20 protein-coding genes and 1 tRNA gene are annotated in these 15,376 nt (G+C 43.2%); 11 read left to right on the top strand and 10 right to left on the bottom strand.

The annotated features are described in order from the left end of the window. The 5 genes from ABWP14_RS02670 to ABWP14_RS02650 all read right to left on the bottom strand — a co-directional run. A partial coding sequence (locus ABWP14_RS02670; RefSeq protein ID WP_353201452.1) for a sigma factor-like helix-turn-helix DNA-binding protein occupies nucleotides 1–154 on the bottom strand: 154 nt, incomplete at its 3' end. 715 nt (nucleotides 155–869) lie between these two features. Continuing rightward, nucleotides 870–1,997: a hypothetical protein gene (locus ABWP14_RS02665; protein ID WP_353201415.1), complete on the bottom strand. Its 1,128-nt coding sequence runs from the start codon at nucleotides 1,995–1,997 to the stop codon at nucleotides 870–872. A 13-nt stretch (nucleotides 1,998–2,010) separates the two neighbouring features. After that, on the bottom strand, nucleotides 2,011–2,580 hold the full coding sequence (locus ABWP14_RS02660) for a hypothetical protein (protein ID WP_353201414.1): 570 nt from the start codon (nucleotides 2,578–2,580) through the stop codon (nucleotides 2,011–2,013). 106 nt (nucleotides 2,581–2,686) lie between these two features. After that, on the bottom strand, nucleotides 2,687–2,812 hold the full coding sequence (locus tag ABWP14_RS02655; protein ID WP_353201413.1) for a hypothetical protein: 126 nt from the start codon (nucleotides 2,810–2,812) through the stop codon (nucleotides 2,687–2,689). Between the two features lie 160 nt (nucleotides 2,813–2,972). Continuing rightward, nucleotides 2,973–3,062 (bottom strand) — tRNA-Ser (locus tag ABWP14_RS02650). Nucleotides 3,063–3,216: 154 nt separating this feature from the next. Here ABWP14_RS02650 and ABWP14_RS02645 point away from each other — a divergent pair. Together ABWP14_RS02645 and ABWP14_RS02640 are read left to right on the top strand one after the other, a co-directional pair. Next, on the top strand, nucleotides 3,217–3,474 hold the full coding sequence (locus ABWP14_RS02645; protein ID WP_353201412.1) for a type II toxin-antitoxin system Phd/YefM family antitoxin: 258 nt from the start codon (nucleotides 3,217–3,219) through the stop codon (nucleotides 3,472–3,474). A gap of 8 nt (nucleotides 3,475–3,482) precedes the next feature. Beyond that, nucleotides 3,483–3,893 (top strand): type II toxin-antitoxin system VapC family toxin, encoded by a 411-nt coding sequence (locus ABWP14_RS02640; protein ID WP_353201411.1) that lies wholly within the window; start codon nucleotides 3,483–3,485, stop codon nucleotides 3,891–3,893. Nucleotides 3,894–3,898: 5 nt separating this feature from the next. Here ABWP14_RS02640 and ABWP14_RS02635 read toward each other — a convergent pair whose 3' ends face one another. After that, complete coding sequence (locus ABWP14_RS02635) at nucleotides 3,899–5,035, bottom strand: NAD(P)/FAD-dependent oxidoreductase (protein WP_353201410.1); 1,137 nt, start codon at nucleotides 5,033–5,035, stop codon at nucleotides 3,899–3,901. 112 nt (nucleotides 5,036–5,147) lie between these two features. On the opposite strand from ABWP14_RS02635, the gene pgi reads away from it, so the two are divergent. Genes pgi through ABWP14_RS02615 form a run of 4 tightly spaced genes read left to right on the top strand, consistent with a single transcriptional unit; the run spans nucleotide 5,148 to nucleotide 8,600 of the window. After that, nucleotides 5,148–6,638 (top strand): glucose-6-phosphate isomerase, encoded by a 1,491-nt coding sequence (gene pgi, locus ABWP14_RS02630; protein WP_353201409.1) that lies wholly within the window; start codon nucleotides 5,148–5,150, stop codon nucleotides 6,636–6,638. Between the two features lie 44 nt (nucleotides 6,639–6,682). Then, complete coding sequence (locus ABWP14_RS02625; RefSeq protein WP_353201408.1) at nucleotides 6,683–6,865, top strand: hypothetical protein; 183 nt, start codon at nucleotides 6,683–6,685, stop codon at nucleotides 6,863–6,865. 33 nt (nucleotides 6,866–6,898) lie between these two features. Beyond that, complete coding sequence (locus tag ABWP14_RS02620; protein WP_353201407.1) at nucleotides 6,899–8,284, top strand: phosphomannomutase/phosphoglucomutase; 1,386 nt, start codon at nucleotides 6,899–6,901, stop codon at nucleotides 8,282–8,284. A gap of 58 nt (nucleotides 8,285–8,342) precedes the next feature. Further along, the gene (locus ABWP14_RS02615) at nucleotides 8,343–8,600 is read left to right on the top strand and encodes a type II toxin-antitoxin system CcdA family antitoxin (protein ID WP_353201406.1); all 258 of its coding nucleotides are present in this window, start codon (nucleotides 8,343–8,345) and stop codon (nucleotides 8,598–8,600) included. 94 nt (nucleotides 8,601–8,694) lie between these two features. Here ABWP14_RS02615 and ABWP14_RS02610 read toward each other — a convergent pair whose 3' ends face one another. Further along, nucleotides 8,695–9,432: a M48 family metallopeptidase gene (locus ABWP14_RS02610; RefSeq protein WP_353201405.1), complete on the bottom strand. Its 738-nt coding sequence runs from the start codon at nucleotides 9,430–9,432 to the stop codon at nucleotides 8,695–8,697. Here ABWP14_RS02610 and ABWP14_RS02605 point away from each other — a divergent pair. Then, nucleotides 9,419–9,628, top strand: a complete 210-nt coding sequence (locus ABWP14_RS02605) for a hypothetical protein (protein WP_353201404.1) — start codon at nucleotides 9,419–9,421, stop codon at nucleotides 9,626–9,628. The genes ABWP14_RS02610 and ABWP14_RS02605 overlap by 14 nt on opposite strands. Before the next feature lie 51 nt (nucleotides 9,629–9,679). On the opposite strand, the gene ABWP14_RS02600 is transcribed toward ABWP14_RS02605, so the two are convergent. Beyond that, entirely contained in the window at nucleotides 9,680–10,504 is an 825-nt protein-coding gene (locus tag ABWP14_RS02600) for a peptidylprolyl isomerase (protein ID WP_353201403.1), read from the bottom strand. Between the two features lie 73 nt (nucleotides 10,505–10,577). Between ABWP14_RS02600 and nadA the strand changes: the two genes are divergently transcribed. The 4 genes from nadA to ABWP14_RS02580 all read left to right on the top strand — a co-directional run bounded on the left by nadA (nucleotide 10,578) and on the right by ABWP14_RS02580 (nucleotide 13,289). After that, nucleotides 10,578–11,705, top strand: coding sequence for a quinolinate synthase NadA (nadA, locus tag ABWP14_RS02595; protein ID WP_353201402.1), 1,128 nt, complete (start codon nucleotides 10,578–10,580; stop codon nucleotides 11,703–11,705). A gap of 56 nt (nucleotides 11,706–11,761) precedes the next feature. Then, the gene (nadC, locus tag ABWP14_RS02590; RefSeq protein WP_353201401.1) at nucleotides 11,762–12,616 is read left to right on the top strand and encodes a carboxylating nicotinate-nucleotide diphosphorylase; all 855 of its coding nucleotides are present in this window, start codon (nucleotides 11,762–11,764) and stop codon (nucleotides 12,614–12,616) included. Between the two features lie 228 nt (nucleotides 12,617–12,844). Beyond that, complete coding sequence (locus ABWP14_RS02585) at nucleotides 12,845–13,042, top strand: BrnT family toxin (protein WP_353201451.1); 198 nt, start codon at nucleotides 12,845–12,847, stop codon at nucleotides 13,040–13,042. Beyond that, nucleotides 13,017–13,289, top strand: coding sequence for a BrnA antitoxin family protein (locus ABWP14_RS02580; RefSeq protein WP_353201400.1), 273 nt, complete (start codon nucleotides 13,017–13,019; stop codon nucleotides 13,287–13,289). Before ABWP14_RS02585 ends, ABWP14_RS02580 begins: the two co-directional genes overlap by 26 nt. 5 nt (nucleotides 13,290–13,294) lie before the next feature. Here ABWP14_RS02580 and nadB read toward each other — a convergent pair whose 3' ends face one another. After that, nucleotides 13,295–14,956, bottom strand: coding sequence for an L-aspartate oxidase (nadB, locus tag ABWP14_RS02575; RefSeq protein WP_353201399.1), 1,662 nt, complete (start codon nucleotides 14,954–14,956; stop codon nucleotides 13,295–13,297). A gap of 72 nt (nucleotides 14,957–15,028) precedes the next feature. Then, nucleotides 15,029–15,271, bottom strand: coding sequence for an AbrB/MazE/SpoVT family DNA-binding domain-containing protein (locus ABWP14_RS02570; protein WP_353201398.1), 243 nt, complete (start codon nucleotides 15,269–15,271; stop codon nucleotides 15,029–15,031). Nucleotides 15,272–15,376 lie beyond the last annotated feature (105 nt).

The raw sequence follows: 15,376 nt of genomic DNA, 5'->3' as shown, positions 1-15,376 counted from the left end.
TTGGACAACACCCCAGATCTTTAGCTCTGGTTTTTCTCAAAGCGGCATACACACTGGATTCTGAAATTTCCATCTTTCTAGCTGCCTGGGCTGCAGACAAACCTTTACCTATCAACTCCAAGGCTTGATGTGTTTTTGGTACCAGTTTCTTCATTTCTTCTCCCAGTACCAATACTATACTACAAAAGTTGTGAAGTTGTGAAGTTTAAAAAAAATATGTATGGTATTACCGCTTTTTTTAAATCATCCCTAGCCGTATGGCTACCTTCTCCAGAAATTTGATCCTAGCGGTTATTCCAACAGGCCTCTGACAGCTCTCCTTGCTGCACCAGCCGTGCGGAAAGTTCCAATGATCCGATCCTTGGTTGGACTTAATGTCCAACCAAGGGGATCAGTTCATTTGGGAGGCTTTGTTTGCCACTTAGGAAAAAGAATTTAAACTATTGAAACATGCAATCGTATTCATAAGAAGCTTTACTACCAGCATACTTCCTGCCTTTTCCAAACAAGATAGCAATCAGAATCTATATAAAATGGCTCTCCTAAAGTTCATAAACAAATTTATACTTTTATATACAGTAACATTCCATCTTGAACGTAGCCAGCACCTCCTTCAATCTTTGAAGCAGCAGCATATTTCTTATTTTTAGTAAACAAACTAACAATCATAATCTTTATCATATCGTTCTCCTAAAGTTAATGTGGAAAATTCCACATCTTTAATTTAGACAAACAATTGAAAGTTTTCTATATTTTCCTATGAAAATAAATATGCATTGCAAGAAAATAAAGAAAAAAGAGGTACGGTAGGTCAAGCAGAGCCCCATTAATTTGTACCTATCCCCTACTTAACCAACTCTAATCTTGCATTAGCCCATTAACCTATCCGCTTTATGCAGTGCATGAACCCAATTGGCATATCCAAGCAAGGCAAACCCTACACGACCAGAGCCATTATTCATGCCATCAAATAGCGATTGCATCTTAAAGTTCTCAAAAACAGGTAGTGCGGTAATCTGCCAAGCAGTATCTACAATATGGGTTATTTGTTCAGAACTAGCTTGAAGGCCATCCCACCATAATGGGCCAAAGTTCGCTTTGTAAGCGTAGTTACTCAGCTCTGGTGGAATAACACTAGCGAAAAACTTTCTTGCCCACCATTTTTGTGTATCCTGAGCTTGACCATTGCGAAGCGATAAAAGCATTTGCTTAATTGGCGTTAGAGCAGCGATATCAATATAGGCTGAACCTTGTGGGGCAAATACATAATCATGCAACCAGTTATCTTGTAAAGTTGGCCAGCGTATTTCATTAGGATTGTTATCTATTGCATCAACAAGCGTGCTATCAAAAGCGATGCCTTGGAAAACATATTTCACATCATGCTCTTGCAGCATCCTGACCGTATTAGCGCCAATTTTATGATGTAAAGACGTATAGCTAGGTAAAAAATGAGCAGGCGTTTCAAGTAAGTTGGTAAATTGCATTGAAAATGATTCACTAAGAATCACATTCTTAAATTTTTTAGCAATTTTTTCTTGAATATGCTTTTCGGTCCGAAATTTATACAGCTCACTAACAGTGCCAATCAAAATAGGCTCACAGCCCAGCTTTTCAAGCATCCCAATCATGATTGAAGAATCTAAGCCACCACTAATTTCAATAGCAATTTTGCCTTTAGTAGCTTTCAGTAGGCGATTAGTATTTTTCAAGCATGATTCAAAGGTCAGCCCCTCTGTGAGTTTGATGTTCTTTTTTAACTTTTTAAAAGTTCCACCTTCAAATGCCCACTTTGTTCTTGCAGGGATAGGATAAATATCGGGTAAAACTGGCTGATACTCATTGAGATGAATCGGTGCTAGCGTTTCATTTTGTAAATGCGCTGCAAAAGATTGATTTGTAAATAGACTTTTAGAAACCTTTTGGGTTTGATCAACAAAGCATTGATCTTTTGTGGAGTAATACGCAGTCGTATTCTTTGGATTATCAATAATCATTTAATTACCACCCTTAATAAGCATATGCAGCAATGGGTAAATAATTAATCCAGTCCCGATCCCAAGGATCAGGCTGATAGTCTTTTTCAATAATCCAAGCATGCAGATTGGTTACAGGTAGGTCGGCCCCAATAAATAGAACCCCTGATTTTTTAAATTCAATAGAACTTTTAGCAGCCGCCAAGGTGCGATTTAGGCAGCCTTGCCGATCTGTTAAGGCAGAGCGATTTTGCTGCCCAAGAGCCTCAAAGGCTTGTAATGAGTTCTCAAATAGTGGTGAAAAGCTACTGGCATATTGATTCACAAGCCAATAGTTCATCTTTCGTAAAAAAATAATGCGATTATAGAATTTATCAAGCGTACGTAATTGCGTTTTACCCAACACACATGCTTGTTCAAAATTGGGCGCTTTTAAACTGTAGGGATATTGGCAATACTGCAGAGCATCTAATACTTTTTTAGGCAAGACACCCAATTGAAAATGACTTAAAGCATCAGAACTCACTTGATGCAGATTGCCGGTGAGCGGATGTAAGTACCATCCAGTATTGCGGTGTTCTTTAGCAAGCGAGTAGTAATTCATTTATATCTAACATTTTTACGACTAGTAAGTTAAAAAAACCACTCCTGAGAGTGGTTTAGTTTTGATACTCAATTAAATTGGCGTGCTTGAGTACCATGAGTAACAATCACATGGTGGGGATATTGTGATACATGGTCCCATCGAGTAGAGTGCCAGTGCCACCTTGGATCTTAGAAGCAGCAGCATACTTTTTGTTTTTGTTTAATAAATTAGCAATAACGATCTTTAACATATAAGTCTCCTAAGGTTGATGTGACAAATCTCACATTTCTAATTTAGATGAGCAATCTAAAGCTTTCTATCATTTTCTATATAAGCAAGAGCCACATAACGGAATGGCTCTTTAACGAAGCCGTTATATCGCCACAAACCCTTGTAATACCCATTGACTTTGGCGGAAGAGGTGAGATTCGAACTCACGGAGGACTTTCATCCTCGCCAGTTTTCAAGACTGGTGCATTCAACCGCTCTGCCACTCTTCCTACGCTAGCTGAGAACACATTATAAGGAAATCAGTAACGACTCAGATAAAGATACATTTCTCCTGACTTTCACGGTTTTATTCTGTTGATTTAATGGCTTACCCACAAGCCCTATTCTGCTAAACTAGTCAGATAACTAGTCAGGAGCTTAATCATGAATAATTATTGGGCGGTACAAGATGCCAAGGCAAAATTTAGCGAACTATTGAATGCTTGCTTAGAGCAAGGGCCTCAAGTAGTGACGAAGCGTGGTCACGAAACAGCAGTTCTCATAACCATTAAGGAGTGGAATACATTGAAAAAGTTAGCCAAACCATCACTTAAATCTCTTCTACTATCAGAAGAAGCAAGAGGAGGGTTAGTCTTACCAAAACGCGGCCAAGGCCTATCTCGCAAGCCAGTCAAACTGTAAGTGCCTCCATGTACTTACTAGATACCAATATTATTTCTGAATTACGTAGGCCTAAGCCGCATGGGGCTGTATTAGAGTGGTATAAAAATATTGCCGATGAGGATCTCTACGTCTCGGCAGTATCGATAGGTGAGATTCAAGCAGGCATTGAGCTAACGCGTGAGCAAGACAAGAAAAAAGCTGAATTATTAGAGTTATGGCTGCAAGACATTGCTAATGCTCACAATATCTTACCAATGACTGGCACTACTTTCATCTTATGGGCAAAAATCATGCATACCCAGTCAAATACCGTCAGGGAAGATGCCATGATTGCAGCAACAGCGATTGAAAAAAAACTAACTGTTGTTACTCGCAACACCAAGGACTTTAGACGCTTCAAAATTACACTACTCAATCCATTTGATGCTCTGCATTAAAAACCTTAAAGCGCGTCTTTAATCAAGATCTCTAAATGCCTTGCAATAGCGAGGCTGGAGGTCAGTCCTGGTGATTCAAATCCATAGAGATTGAATAGACCTTTCAAACTATGATCAGATGGTCCATTAAAGTAAAAGTCTCCTGCTGGTACATTGGGCGGCACAATTTTTGCTCTCACCCCTGAATAATCCGGCTGCAAAGATCCGTCCTTTAGACCTGGCCAATATCGACGGACAGCCTCATAGAAGCCCTCACCTCGAGTAGCATTTACTTTGTAATCAATAAGATCCTCAGACTCAATATCAAGCCACTCAACATCGGGACCAAATTTAGCTTGACCTGCCATATCTAGTGTGATGTGCACACCTAATCCACCTAGCTCGGGTATGGGATAGATTAAATGGGTAAATGGGGATTTTCCTGGGAGAGAAAAATAATTTCCTTTAGCAAAATACGCTTTCGGAATTTGATCGTTTGCAAGACCTTCAATTTTTTGTGCAATTGCAGGCGCACTCATACCTGCACAATTAATTAATAAGCGAGTTTGAATTTGCATACCATCTGAACCGCCAATAGTTAATACAAAGCCCTGCTCAGCATCGTTGCCTATAGGTTTAGCGCTAATCAATGGAGACTGATAAGCGACCATACCCCCTGCATCTTCAAAGCCGCCCAATAAAGAAAGCATATAAGTATGGCTATCCACAATTCCGGTAGTTGACGACAGAATTGCTGCTGAGCACTGAAGTTGGGGCTCTAGTGATTTGGCTTTCTCGCCAGAGATCATCTCAATGTGTGGAACTTGATTATTTTGGGCTTTATACAGAATGGCTTGCAAGTCATCGAGTTGCGTATCGTCACTGGCAACAATCAATTTTCCATAAGGCTGTGTTGGCACTTGGTGAGTACGGCAATACTCATACAAGAGACGGTTCCCCTCAACACAAAGTTTTGCCTTTAAAGAATCCTTTGGGTAATAGATTCCAGCATGAATGACTTCGCTGTTACGGGCACTGCTAATGGTGCCAAAGGCATTTTCACGTTCTAGGAGGATGGTTTCGCGTCCCTGCAGTGCCATCTCGCGTGCGACGGCTAAGCCGATCACTCCCGCACCGATCACGACACAATCTACCTGCTCCATCCACTGGTTCCTGACTTATTTAATAGTAAGAATAGGCACAAATCGTAACATTTTCAGTGGTTTAAGGGTGATTTGAGCTATTTACCCCTCTACTTATTGATAAAATCTGTGGATGTCTTTAAATCCTGCTTCAGAAAACCCAAAATCCGTCTTTCGCGCTGCAGATATCGTTTTAGATAGCGCCTATCAAGGTATCGACACTAAAAGCTGGCAATCTCTATTTGCCCAAGCCCGCTCTGCCAAGGTAGAGCAGTTCATTGCTGATCTATTTGCTGGTAAGCATGTGAATGCCTCTGAAGATCGGCCCGCTCTTCATTCTGCCCTACGGAACTTAGATCAAAAGCCCGTATTAGTCGACGGTAAAGATGTCATGCCAGCAGTAGCAGATGTCTGGCATCGGATTGAAGCGCTGAGCAATAAATGGGTCGGCGTAACAGATGTTATTCATATTGGTATTGGTGGCTCTGATTTTGGGCCTCGCCTAGCAATTGAGGCCTTAGCCCATGTTCCCGATATTGAAACTCGTGGCATGCGCATGCATTTCTTAGCCAATATCGATACCGCTGAATTAGGTCGTATTCTGCAACGTGCCCTGCCACACAGTACTCGCGTCATCATTGTATCCAAATCATTTACTACTTTAGAGACCACTAAAAATGCCAAAGCTGTAGTCAGATGGTTAAAGGATAGTGGTCGTACTGAGAGTCAAATTCATAATGCGCTGTTTGCTGTGACAGCCAATGTGCCCGCTGCCAAAGCATTCGGCGTTCAAGAAGAGCATATTTACCCGTTCTGGGATTGGGTTGGCGGGCGTTATTCCGTATGGTCAGCAGTTGGTTTACCCATTGCCTTGCAGTATGGCTTTGATACTTTTAAAGAATTCTTGGCAGGTGCTCAAGCTATTGATCAGCATTACCGCACTGCTCCACTTGAAGAAAATTTACCGGTACTCATGGCCCTAACTCTGCTCTATCAACAAGAGCAGCATGGTATTAAATCCTTCGCGGTCATTCCCTATGCTGATGCCTTAGATTGGTTTCCGAAGTGGTTGCAGCAGCTTGATATGGAAAGTAATGGCAAGAGTGTTGATCGTAACGGTAAGCCCGTTCAGTTCTCATGCCCGGTAGTATTTGGTAGCTCTGGTAGTAATGCACAGCATTCTTACTTCCAACTCTTACATCAGGGCAAAGAAGTGATTCCTATTGACTTCATTGCGATTCGTGAACCAATGAGCCATTTGCCTGAGGCAAAAGAACATCATCGTATTTTGCTGTCCAATTGTTTAGCACAAGCGCAAGCCTTAGCAAACGGTAAACAAACGGATAACCCCAACAATACCTACCCTGGTAAGCGTCCTAGCAACTTACTAATTCTGCCTAAGTTAAATGCGTTTTATCTAGGCGCTCTTTTGGCTCTTTATGAAAATCGCGCCACTATCCTAGGGGTGCTATGGAATATCAATAGCTTTGACCAACCTGGTGTCGAACTAGGCAAGGTTTTAGCAAAGCCGATTGAAGCAGCGCTCAACAATTCTGCGACAGTAGCTGCAGATGCCAATATTGATGCCATTACTGCGCAGCGTATTAATCTGTTTAATAGCTAGCTCATTAATTGATCATTTACAAAAATTTTTTTAAGAAAGATTCGATGAATAAGCGCAATAAAGATCAACACACAAAAATAGCTATAAATTATTTTGATACTGATGATAAAAATCTAATTTTAGAATATGAGCTAAGCAAGAAACTAAATCAGTTTAATGAAGTATTGAACTCTGGTGGAGTGATAGTCTGTCAGCCAGTCGGTCAAGAATTAATATCAAAAAAATAAATTTATAAGAAATCATTTTTACTTGGATTAAATATGCAATTATCAGCTTCTATTTTTAAAGCCTATGACATCCGCGGCATCATTGATGACACTCTAGATCCATCGATTGCTAAATTAATTGGTCAAGCCTTTGGTACCAAGATGCGCGAGCTGGGTGAGACTGAGCTTGTGATTGGCCGTGATGGGCGTTTATCTGGTCCTAGTCTGATTGAGGCTTTAACTGAAGGTTTGTTATCTACCGGCATTAATGTGATTGATTTAGGCATGGTCGCCACACCCATGGTGTACTTTGGTGATAATCAAGTGCTCGATGGCAAGAAACCAAAGTCCGGCATCATGATTACTGGAAGTCATAATCCGCCTAACTACAACGGTTTCAAAATGGTATTGGGTGGTGCAGCAATTTATGGCGATCAAATTCAGGCGCTTCGTAAACGCATTGAAGCCAAGCAGTTTGTTACAGGCACGGGCTCACGCTCGACCTTTGATATCTTCCCAATGTATTTAAAGTACATCGTTGGTGATGTGAAATTAGCTCGACCAATGAAGATCGCTGTCGATTGCGGTAATGGTGTTGGTGGTGCCTTTGCGGGTCAGCTATTCAGAGCTTTAGGTTGCGAGGTTCAAGAACTCTTCTGTGAAGTCGATGGCCATTTTCCGAATCACCATCCAGATCCAGCACATATTGAAAACTTGCAAGATCTCATTAAAAACTTGCAAACGACCAATAATGAATTAGGCCTTGCTTTTGATGGTGATGCTGATCGCCTGGGTGTCGTCACCAAGGATGGCCAAGTGATTTTTCCAGACCGTCAAATGATGCTCTTTGCCAAGGATGTACTGTCACGCAATCCTGGTGGACAAATTATTTATGATGTGAAGTGCACCCGTAATTTAGCGACCTGGGTGAAGCAACATGGTGGCGAGCCCATTATGTGGAAAACTGGACACTCTTTAGTTAAAGCTAAGTTAAAAGAAACTGGTGCACCTTTAGCTGGTGAGATGAGTGGACATATCTTCTTTAAAGATCGCTGGTTTGGTTTTGATGATGGTCTTTATACAGGCGCGCGTTTGCTAGAGATTCTCAGCAAAGAAAAGGATCCCAATCAGACTCTCAATGATTTACCAAATGCGATTTGCACACCGGAGTTGCAGTTAGCTTGTGGTGAAGGTGAGCCCTTTGCGATTCTAGAAAAGATTAAAGCAAATGCCAAGTTTCCAACATCAGAAGCAATCAATACGATTGATGGCGTGCGTGTTGAATACGCTGATGGCTTTGGTCTTGCCAGACCATCCAATACAACCCCAGTAGTTGTGATGCGCTTTGAAGCTGATAGTGATGAGGCGATTAAACGTATTCAGAATGAATTTAAGACTGCGCTACTAGCTGCCAAGCCTGACGCTAAGTTGCCGTTCTAATTATCCCTATTATTTATGCGCATGCTACATGGGCATAAATTACCCATATAGTAGGTGTATGCTTAAAAAAGACATCTCTAATACCTCAGATCGCCCGATGAAAAAAGCGACCAACTTAACTCTCAATACTGAAGTCTTGGTAGAAGCAAAAAAGCTAGGGATTAATATTTCTAAAGTTTGTGATGCTTTTTTGGAATCCTTGGTCAGAAGCGAAAAAGAGCGGCGCTGGAAATCTGAAAATCAGGACTTCATCAATGAATATAACCAAATTACTGAAAAAGATGGTCTGCCTTTAGATAAGTGGAGAACTTTCTAAGAGCAGGATTTGGTGTCTATAAAAATGCCGATGGCACAACCATCAATCCTCGTAGATGGATTACAGCAAGCTACACGTTTTAAGAGTGTTTTAATTACTTAGTTTGAATCATCACAGGGTCACTACTGCAAGGTGCGCCTTTTTTATTTTGTGTAAAGCGATCTGCGTTTACCATACGCTCGTTATTGCCAGGATGGGTTGATAGAAAAGGAATGGCCGCACCCTCTCCTAAGGCATTCATCTGGGCAGCAAAACGATAGCTACCGCAAGGTGAATAACCTGCTTGCATTGCCCATTGCATTCCCATCTCATCGGCTGAGCGCTCATCATTACGACTCCATGTAAGGCCCATTCCTTTAGCAGCATTACCAACTACTAAGCCGCTAAACGGAATGAAATAACTGGCAATCATGCCTAGTGCTTGGCTGGTTACATCAATTGCTGCATCTCGATTCTTGGCATAGTCTGGCTGAGTATGTCCCAGTTGATGATGCGCTAATTCATGGCCTAATACGGCTGCCATCACATCCGGATCATTACCAAATTGAGTAATAAAACCGTTGGTCAAGATGATATAGCGCTGATTATTTTGTAATTGGGCATAAGCGTTGATCTCTGTTGAATCTGAGAGCCCCACTACAAATGGAAATGGCACCGACTTCATCATTTGTTGGCGCACGATAGCCAGATTTTTCTCTGAACTACTTGCACTTGGGTCTGCATTGGCAGATTGCCACCAAGCATCATTGGGAATCTGCACAACCATTGATTTTTTTGATGCTGAGCAAGCAATCAATAAGCTACTGAGGAAGACTACTATGGCCTGGCGCATTCCAAAGTCCTTTGATTTATATCAAAATATCTTTAGGGCACGCATGCCTGGGGAGTTGGCTGGTGGGGCTGGAACTGCAGGGGCTGGTTGGCTTCAAGGTTGTACGCCCTTTGCCGCCTTCCGTGGTGCTGCCACCGATATCAACGATCCAGTTTTGATAGGCTACTTTTTCTCCTGCAGTTACCTGCAGAGATAGAAAGCTCAGTAGACATAGAACTGATAGAAGAATTTTTCTCATTAAGAGAGCTTACTGGACAATTTTGGCAGTTTCACGTAATTTCTTGACGGTTTCTGTTAAATACTGCTGCACAATGGCTTGGCGCAACTGTGGCTTTGCCTCGTCAAATGTCGGGAATTTGAATGGGCGCTTATCGTCAACCTTCAAAATGACCCAGCCGCCCTGGGTTTGAATGGGAGCATTGGCAATAGCCCCTTTATTGAGATTAACCATCACGTTAGCAACTGGTGTGACCACTTGACCAGGAAGAACCCAACCCAGTTGCCCTCCATTCGCTTTGGAAGCTTGGTCAATAGAATGCTCTTGCGCCATTTTTCCAAACAACTCACCCTTCTGAATGCGGCGAATGAGATCAATCGCATCTGTTTCAGTGCTAACAAGAATTTGGCTTAAACGATATTGAGTAGCTGATGCTCCCTCACCAATGAGTTTTCTCTGGCGATCGTATTCTTCGCGAAGCTTTGCATCAGAAATAGGATTCTTTTGAAAGTGATTTTCTAAAAATACCTGAATCATTAAAGTTTGTTTAAGTTGTGCAATCTGATCCCGAAAATCAATATCTTTATCTAAGCCCTGGCGAATCGATTCTTGTGTGAGTAGCTCACGATTGATCAATTCATCTTTGAGGGCATTCTTGAGTTCAGGTGAGTCTTTTTGACCCTGCGCTAAAGCAGCTTTGACATTGAGATCTAATAAGCCACTGGTCAGTGGCGCGCCATTGACTGTGGCAAAGAAGTCAACATCATTTGTTTTGCTGGGTTTATCGGCAGCAAAAGAATGGGTGGCTAAAGTAAGTAATGTAAAAGCAGCTAATTTAAGAATGTTTTTAGTCATAGATAAATTTTATGCGAGATTGGCTCAAAATGAGGTTTAGAGCCAAAAGTTGATAGGCAGGTTAAGATTTCGTATGAACTCAACTGTTAGCACCCCTATTGCCTTTGATTACCCCCAGCAAGATGCTGCTGGTGCAACCTGCACTGCCCAAGCTTGGGCTAAGACTCCACCCTACTTATCTGGACCTGATAAGGCCTCTGTGATTGCCCGTATTAAGCAGTTATTGGTCGAGAAAGATGCTGCGCTAATAGCGCACTACTATGTCGATGGCGATATTCAGGATCTTGCTTGGGAGACTGGTGGCTTTGTGGCGGATTCTCTGGAAATGGCCCGCTTTGGTAAGAATCATCCCGCCAAGAATCTCGTCGTGGCTGGTGTGCGCTTTATGGGTGAGACTGCCAAGATTCTGAGTCCTGAGAAACGAATCTTTATGCCTGACCTAGAAGCTACCTGCTCTCTTGATCTGGGTTGTGATGCTGGTGATTTTGCTGCTTTTCGGGCTCTGCATCCCGATCGTGAGGTGGTGGTCTATGCCAATACTAGTGCTGCCGTCAAAGCCCAGGCCGATTGGATGGTCACAAGCTCTTGTGCCCTCGCGATAGTTCATCAGCTCAAAGTTGAGGGCAAAAAGATCCTTTGGGCACCTGATCATCATTTAGGCCGATACATCCAAGAACAGACTGGTGCTGATATGTTGTTATGGAACGGTGCCTGCATCGTTCATGATGAATTTAAGGCTGTTGAATTAGGCATGCTCAAGGCTGCCCACCCTGATGCCATGATCTTGGTACACCCGGAATCTCCCCAGACTGTAGTGGATTTAGCCGATGTCGTAGGTTCCACCTCAGCCATGATCAAGGCTGTTGTCGAAGGTAGCGCTACTGAATATATCGTGGCTACTGATAAAGGCATCTTGCATCGTATGCGTCAGTTAGCTCCCAATAAGAAACTGATTGAAGCCCCAACTGCTGGTGACAGCGCTACTTGTAAGAGCTGTGCCCACTGCCCTTGGATGGCTATGAATGGCTTACAAGGAATCTTAGATTGCCTTGAGAATGCCTCTGGTGAAATCTTTGTTCCTGAGCCAACTCGCTCTGATGCTTTAGTGTGTATTGAGCGCATGCTGGACTTCACTAAGAACCATCCTGACCTTTTAGCCAAAGCCCAACACGGCTTTGTTAAAAACATCGGCGCTGCTTAATTTCTTTTTTCTTTTTTTTCTTTTCTTTTTTTGCTGTACTTATTGATTGATTTTTCATGTTTGAAGCTAACGAAACTTTAGAGCAAGCTCGGCAACGCAACATTGATGATGCCCTGATGGAGGATATTGGTACTGGCGATTGGACCGCAATGCTGGTCCCCAGTAAGCCTGTTAAAGCGCAGCTCATTGTGCGTCAAGCAGCCGTTCTATGCGGTGTGGATTGGTTTGAAGGTGCCCTCAAGAAGCTCGATCCCAATGCCAAAGTGACTTGGCATTACGCTGAGGGTGATGTAATGAAGCCCGATTCTAAAGTCTGCGATATTGAGGCTGACTCTCGCGCATTGCTGTCTGCTGAACGCCCTTGTATTAACTTCTTGCAGACGCTTTCTTGGACGGCTTCAATTGCACGCGATCATGTCGATGCGATTGCTGGCGTCAGCCCCAATCCTAAAGGCTGCGCGGTTCTCGATACACGTAAAACGATTCCTGGATTACGCCAAGCCCAGAAATACGCTGTGCGTGTTGGTGGTGGCCAGAACCAACGTTTGGCTCTTTGGCACGGCATCCTCATTAAAGAGAATCATATTGCTGCGGCTGGTGGTGTTGCCGCTGCAGTCAAAGCAGCGCAAGCCTTGAACTCGGGGGTGGATATTCAGGTAGAAGTTGAGAATATGGCTGAATTAGCGCAAGCAATTGACGCTGGCGCTAAAAGCATCTTGATTGATAACTTCACCACTGACCAAATGAGAGAGGCTGTGGTCTTTACTGCTGGTCGCGCTCTTTTAGAGGCGTCGGGTGGTATTGATTTAGACCAGATGCGGGCTATTGCTGCCACTGGTGTTGATCGTATTTCACTTGGAAAGTTGACCAAGGATATTCATGCAGTCGATTTTTCGATGCGCATCCTATAAGACTCTTCTTCGTTAGCTTCTAGCTGACACACTCTTCAAACCCTGCTGATGTTCAGCGGGGTTTTTTATTTCTAGACTGAAGCCCATACATTTATTGGCTTAAGCACCTTTTTTCTCAATTTATGTATTGACATTAATTATTTTTGTATATACATTAATTGGGGTCGCTGAGTGATTGAGTTTGATGACAAGAAGCGAAACGAAACACTTTCGCAAAGAGGGTTGGATATGGCCAGGGCAATAGAGATCTTTAGAAACACTCACACTGACCAAATTGATACACGCAGATCTTATGGTGAAAAAAGAATTATCACGATGGGTTACTTAGATAGCAGGGCTGTAGTTGTAGTTTGGACATACAGAGGAAATAAACGAAGAATTATTAGCATGAGGAAAGCAAATGCGCGCGAAATCTCCAGATACTAAAAAAGAATGGGTTGACCCTGATGACGCTCCTGAACTTGATGAAGAGTGGTTTCAAAATGCCCACGTCTATATCGGAGATATCCTGATTAAAAGAGGCGTTGGTCGTCCACCGATTAAGAATACAAAAGAAATGCTCAGCCTTAGACTCGATTCTGATGTTCTCGAAAAATTACGAGCAAGCGGTAAGGGTTGGCAAACTCGCTTAAGCAAGCATATCAAAGAGGCAGTGTTAAAGGGCACTCTTTAAATGCATTAAGTTTCTTTGGTATTTTCTGTACCCTCTGCTTGAGGCGTCAGAATGGTCGGATAAGAAACAGCCCAAGTACCGGGGTAGTCACGGCTGTAATGCAGCCCCCTGCTCTCACGGCGCATTAAAGCTGATCGCACGATGAGTTCGGCACACTCAAGTAAGTTACGAAGCTCAATCAGATCGCGTGTCACTTTAAAGTTAGCGTAGTACTCCTGCACTTCGTATCTGAGGAGCTTAATTCGGTGTAAGGCTCGCTCTAGACGACGATTTGTTCTCACGATGCCTACGTAGTTCCACATCAGGGAGCGCAATTCGTCCCAGTTGTGGGCAATGACCACTTGTTCATCCGCATCTTCCACTTGGCTCTCGTCCCATAGAGGAAGATTGGGTAAGTTTGGAGCTTTGAGCCCTGCAATATCCTGCGCCGTTGCTTTACCAATCACAATGCACTCCAGTAAGGAGTTACTTGCCAGACGGTTAGCGCCATGTAGACCGGTATAAGTAGCTTCACCAACTGCATATAGGCCTGGTAAGTCTGTGCGGCCCTTGAGGTCGGTAACAACACCGCCACAAGCATAGTGCGCAGCAGGCACTACCGGAATGGGCTCTTTCGTGATATCTAGTCCCAGCGCTAAGCATCGCGCATAAATCATGGGGAAATGCTCTTTAATAAAAGCTTCGCCTAAATGGGTTGCATCGAGGTGCACATAATCTAAGCCGTGCTTTTTCATTTCAAAGTCAATGGCTCTGGCAACAATATCGCGTGGAGCAAGTTCCTTACGGTCATCGTGCTCGGACATAAAGCAGGTGCCATCTGGCAACTTTAAGATGCCGCCCTCGCCTCGCATGGCTTCAGTAATTAGAAACGTCCGGTCACTGGGGTGATAGAGACACGTCGGATGAAACTGAATAAATTCCATATTGCCAATGCGGCAGCCTGCACGCCAAGCCATCGCGATACCATCACCTGTAGCGGTATCAGGATTACTGGTGTAACGGTATACCTTACCTACCCCACCAGTCGCCAAAACAACGGACTTTGCAGCAATGGTTTCTACGCGATTATTGTTAATATCGAGTGCATAAACTCCATAACAGCGATTCGGTTTAGTTCGCTGTATCTTGGCATCCAAATGCCGATTGGTGATCAAATCGAGAGCAATCCAATGCTCTAGTAATTGAATATTTTTATGAGCGCGGGCTTTATCAAGTAGCACTTCATGAATAGCTTTACCAGTAGCATCAGCAGCGTGAGCAATTCGACGATGACTATGACCGCCTTCACGAGTCAGATGCAAGCCCATGGGACCAGTTTCATCGGGAGTAAAGGGGACGCCTTGGTCTACTAGCCAACGAATGGCTTCTGCACTTTCTTCTGCGATATAACGTGCGGTTGACTCGACTACTAAACCGGCTCCAGCATCTAAAGTATCCGCTACATGGGAATCAATACTGTCGTGCTCTTTATCAACTACTCCAACAATACCGCCCTGTGCCCAAGCTGTTGCCCCTTCGCCTAAACCCCTTTTAGCCATCACGATCACCGGTTGCGTCTCAGCCATATGGAGTGCAACAGTTAAGCCAGCAAGACCAGCCCCAATAATGAGTACTGGTAGATCTGCTTTTGCTTCTGAGGAATTTGGTGAGGGTTTTGAACTAGCCATAGATCATTCTAAAGGGCATTGGTGATATTGGTATTGAGTTTTAACTCAATAACTTCGAGGTATGAAAGGTACTCATTCTTGAGATCTAGGCTCAGCATTACATATGTCGACTTCACCATGAAGATTCTTAGCTGTGATACCTGCTAACAAATCATTCAGTTGATACTCTTGCTTTACCAGCGGCTCAATCACAATTCGACCTTTTTGCACTTTTACAGAAACTAACTGGTCAATATTCAGATGGGCAGACTTCATAAGGGCTGCACTTAAGCGCAATGCTGGGCTATTTCCCCACTTTTTGATGATCGTTTGCATTGAATCTCCCCCTTATCTAATGTAGATACATAGTATTTACATTGATAAATTCAAGCAAGTGATAAAAAACCCCGTTTCAAGAACGGGGTTTTGCTGGGAGAAAAC

It is taken from the genome of Polynucleobacter sp. (assembly GCF_040400325.1).
Taxonomy (GTDB): Bacteria; Pseudomonadota; Gammaproteobacteria; order Burkholderiales; family Burkholderiaceae; genus Polynucleobacter.
The sequence above is the reverse complement of the archived record's forward strand: the minus strand, read 5'-3'. Positions and strand labels throughout refer to the sequence as shown.

Bases quoted from the DNA above. Each gene is read 5' to 3' on its own strand.
- ABWP14_RS02580 (WP_353201400.1), top strand. From the start codon at position 13,017: ATGCGCGCGAAATCTCCAGATACTAAAAAAGAATGGGTTGACCCTGAT.
- nadC (WP_353201401.1), top strand. From the start codon at position 11,762: ATGTTTGAAGCTAACGAAACTTTAGAGCAAGCTCGGCAACGCAACATT.
- ABWP14_RS02620 (WP_353201407.1), top strand. From the start codon at position 6,899: ATGCAATTATCAGCTTCTATTTTTAAAGCCTATGACATCCGCGGCATC.
- ABWP14_RS02660 (WP_353201414.1), bottom strand. From the start codon at position 2,580: ATGAATTACTACTCGCTTGCTAAAGAACACCGCAATACTGGATGGTAC.
- ABWP14_RS02640 (WP_353201411.1), top strand. From the start codon at position 3,483: ATGTACTTACTAGATACCAATATTATTTCTGAATTACGTAGGCCTAAG.
- ABWP14_RS02570 (WP_353201398.1), bottom strand. From the start codon at position 15,271: ATGCAAACGATCATCAAAAAGTGGGGAAATAGCCCAGCATTGCGCTTA.
- ABWP14_RS02605 (WP_353201404.1), top strand. From the start codon at position 9,419: ATGGCCTGGCGCATTCCAAAGTCCTTTGATTTATATCAAAATATCTTT.
- ABWP14_RS02625 (WP_353201408.1), top strand. From the start codon at position 6,683: ATGAATAAGCGCAATAAAGATCAACACACAAAAATAGCTATAAATTAT.
- ABWP14_RS02585 (WP_353201451.1), top strand. From the start codon at position 12,845: ATGGCCAGGGCAATAGAGATCTTTAGAAACACTCACACTGACCAAATT.
- ABWP14_RS02615 (WP_353201406.1), top strand. From the start codon at position 8,343: ATGCTTAAAAAAGACATCTCTAATACCTCAGATCGCCCGATGAAAAAA.
- ABWP14_RS02635 (WP_353201410.1), bottom strand. From the start codon at position 5,035: ATGGAGCAGGTAGATTGTGTCGTGATCGGTGCGGGAGTGATCGGCTTA.
- ABWP14_RS02655 (WP_353201413.1), bottom strand. From the start codon at position 2,812: ATGTTAAAGATCGTTATTGCTAATTTATTAAACAAAAACAAAAAGTAT.
- nadB (WP_353201399.1), bottom strand. From the start codon at position 14,956: ATGGCTAGTTCAAAACCCTCACCAAATTCCTCAGAAGCAAAAGCAGAT.
- ABWP14_RS02665 (WP_353201415.1), bottom strand. From the start codon at position 1,997: ATGATTATTGATAATCCAAAGAATACGACTGCGTATTACTCCACAAAA.
- pgi (WP_353201409.1), top strand. From the start codon at position 5,148: ATGTCTTTAAATCCTGCTTCAGAAAACCCAAAATCCGTCTTTCGCGCT.
- ABWP14_RS02610 (WP_353201405.1), bottom strand. From the start codon at position 9,432: ATGCGCCAGGCCATAGTAGTCTTCCTCAGTAGCTTATTGATTGCTTGC.
- ABWP14_RS02600 (WP_353201403.1), bottom strand. From the start codon at position 10,504: ATGACTAAAAACATTCTTAAATTAGCTGCTTTTACATTACTTACTTTA.
- ABWP14_RS02645 (WP_353201412.1), top strand. From the start codon at position 3,217: ATGAATAATTATTGGGCGGTACAAGATGCCAAGGCAAAATTTAGCGAA.
- nadA (WP_353201402.1), top strand. From the start codon at position 10,578: ATGAACTCAACTGTTAGCACCCCTATTGCCTTTGATTACCCCCAGCAA.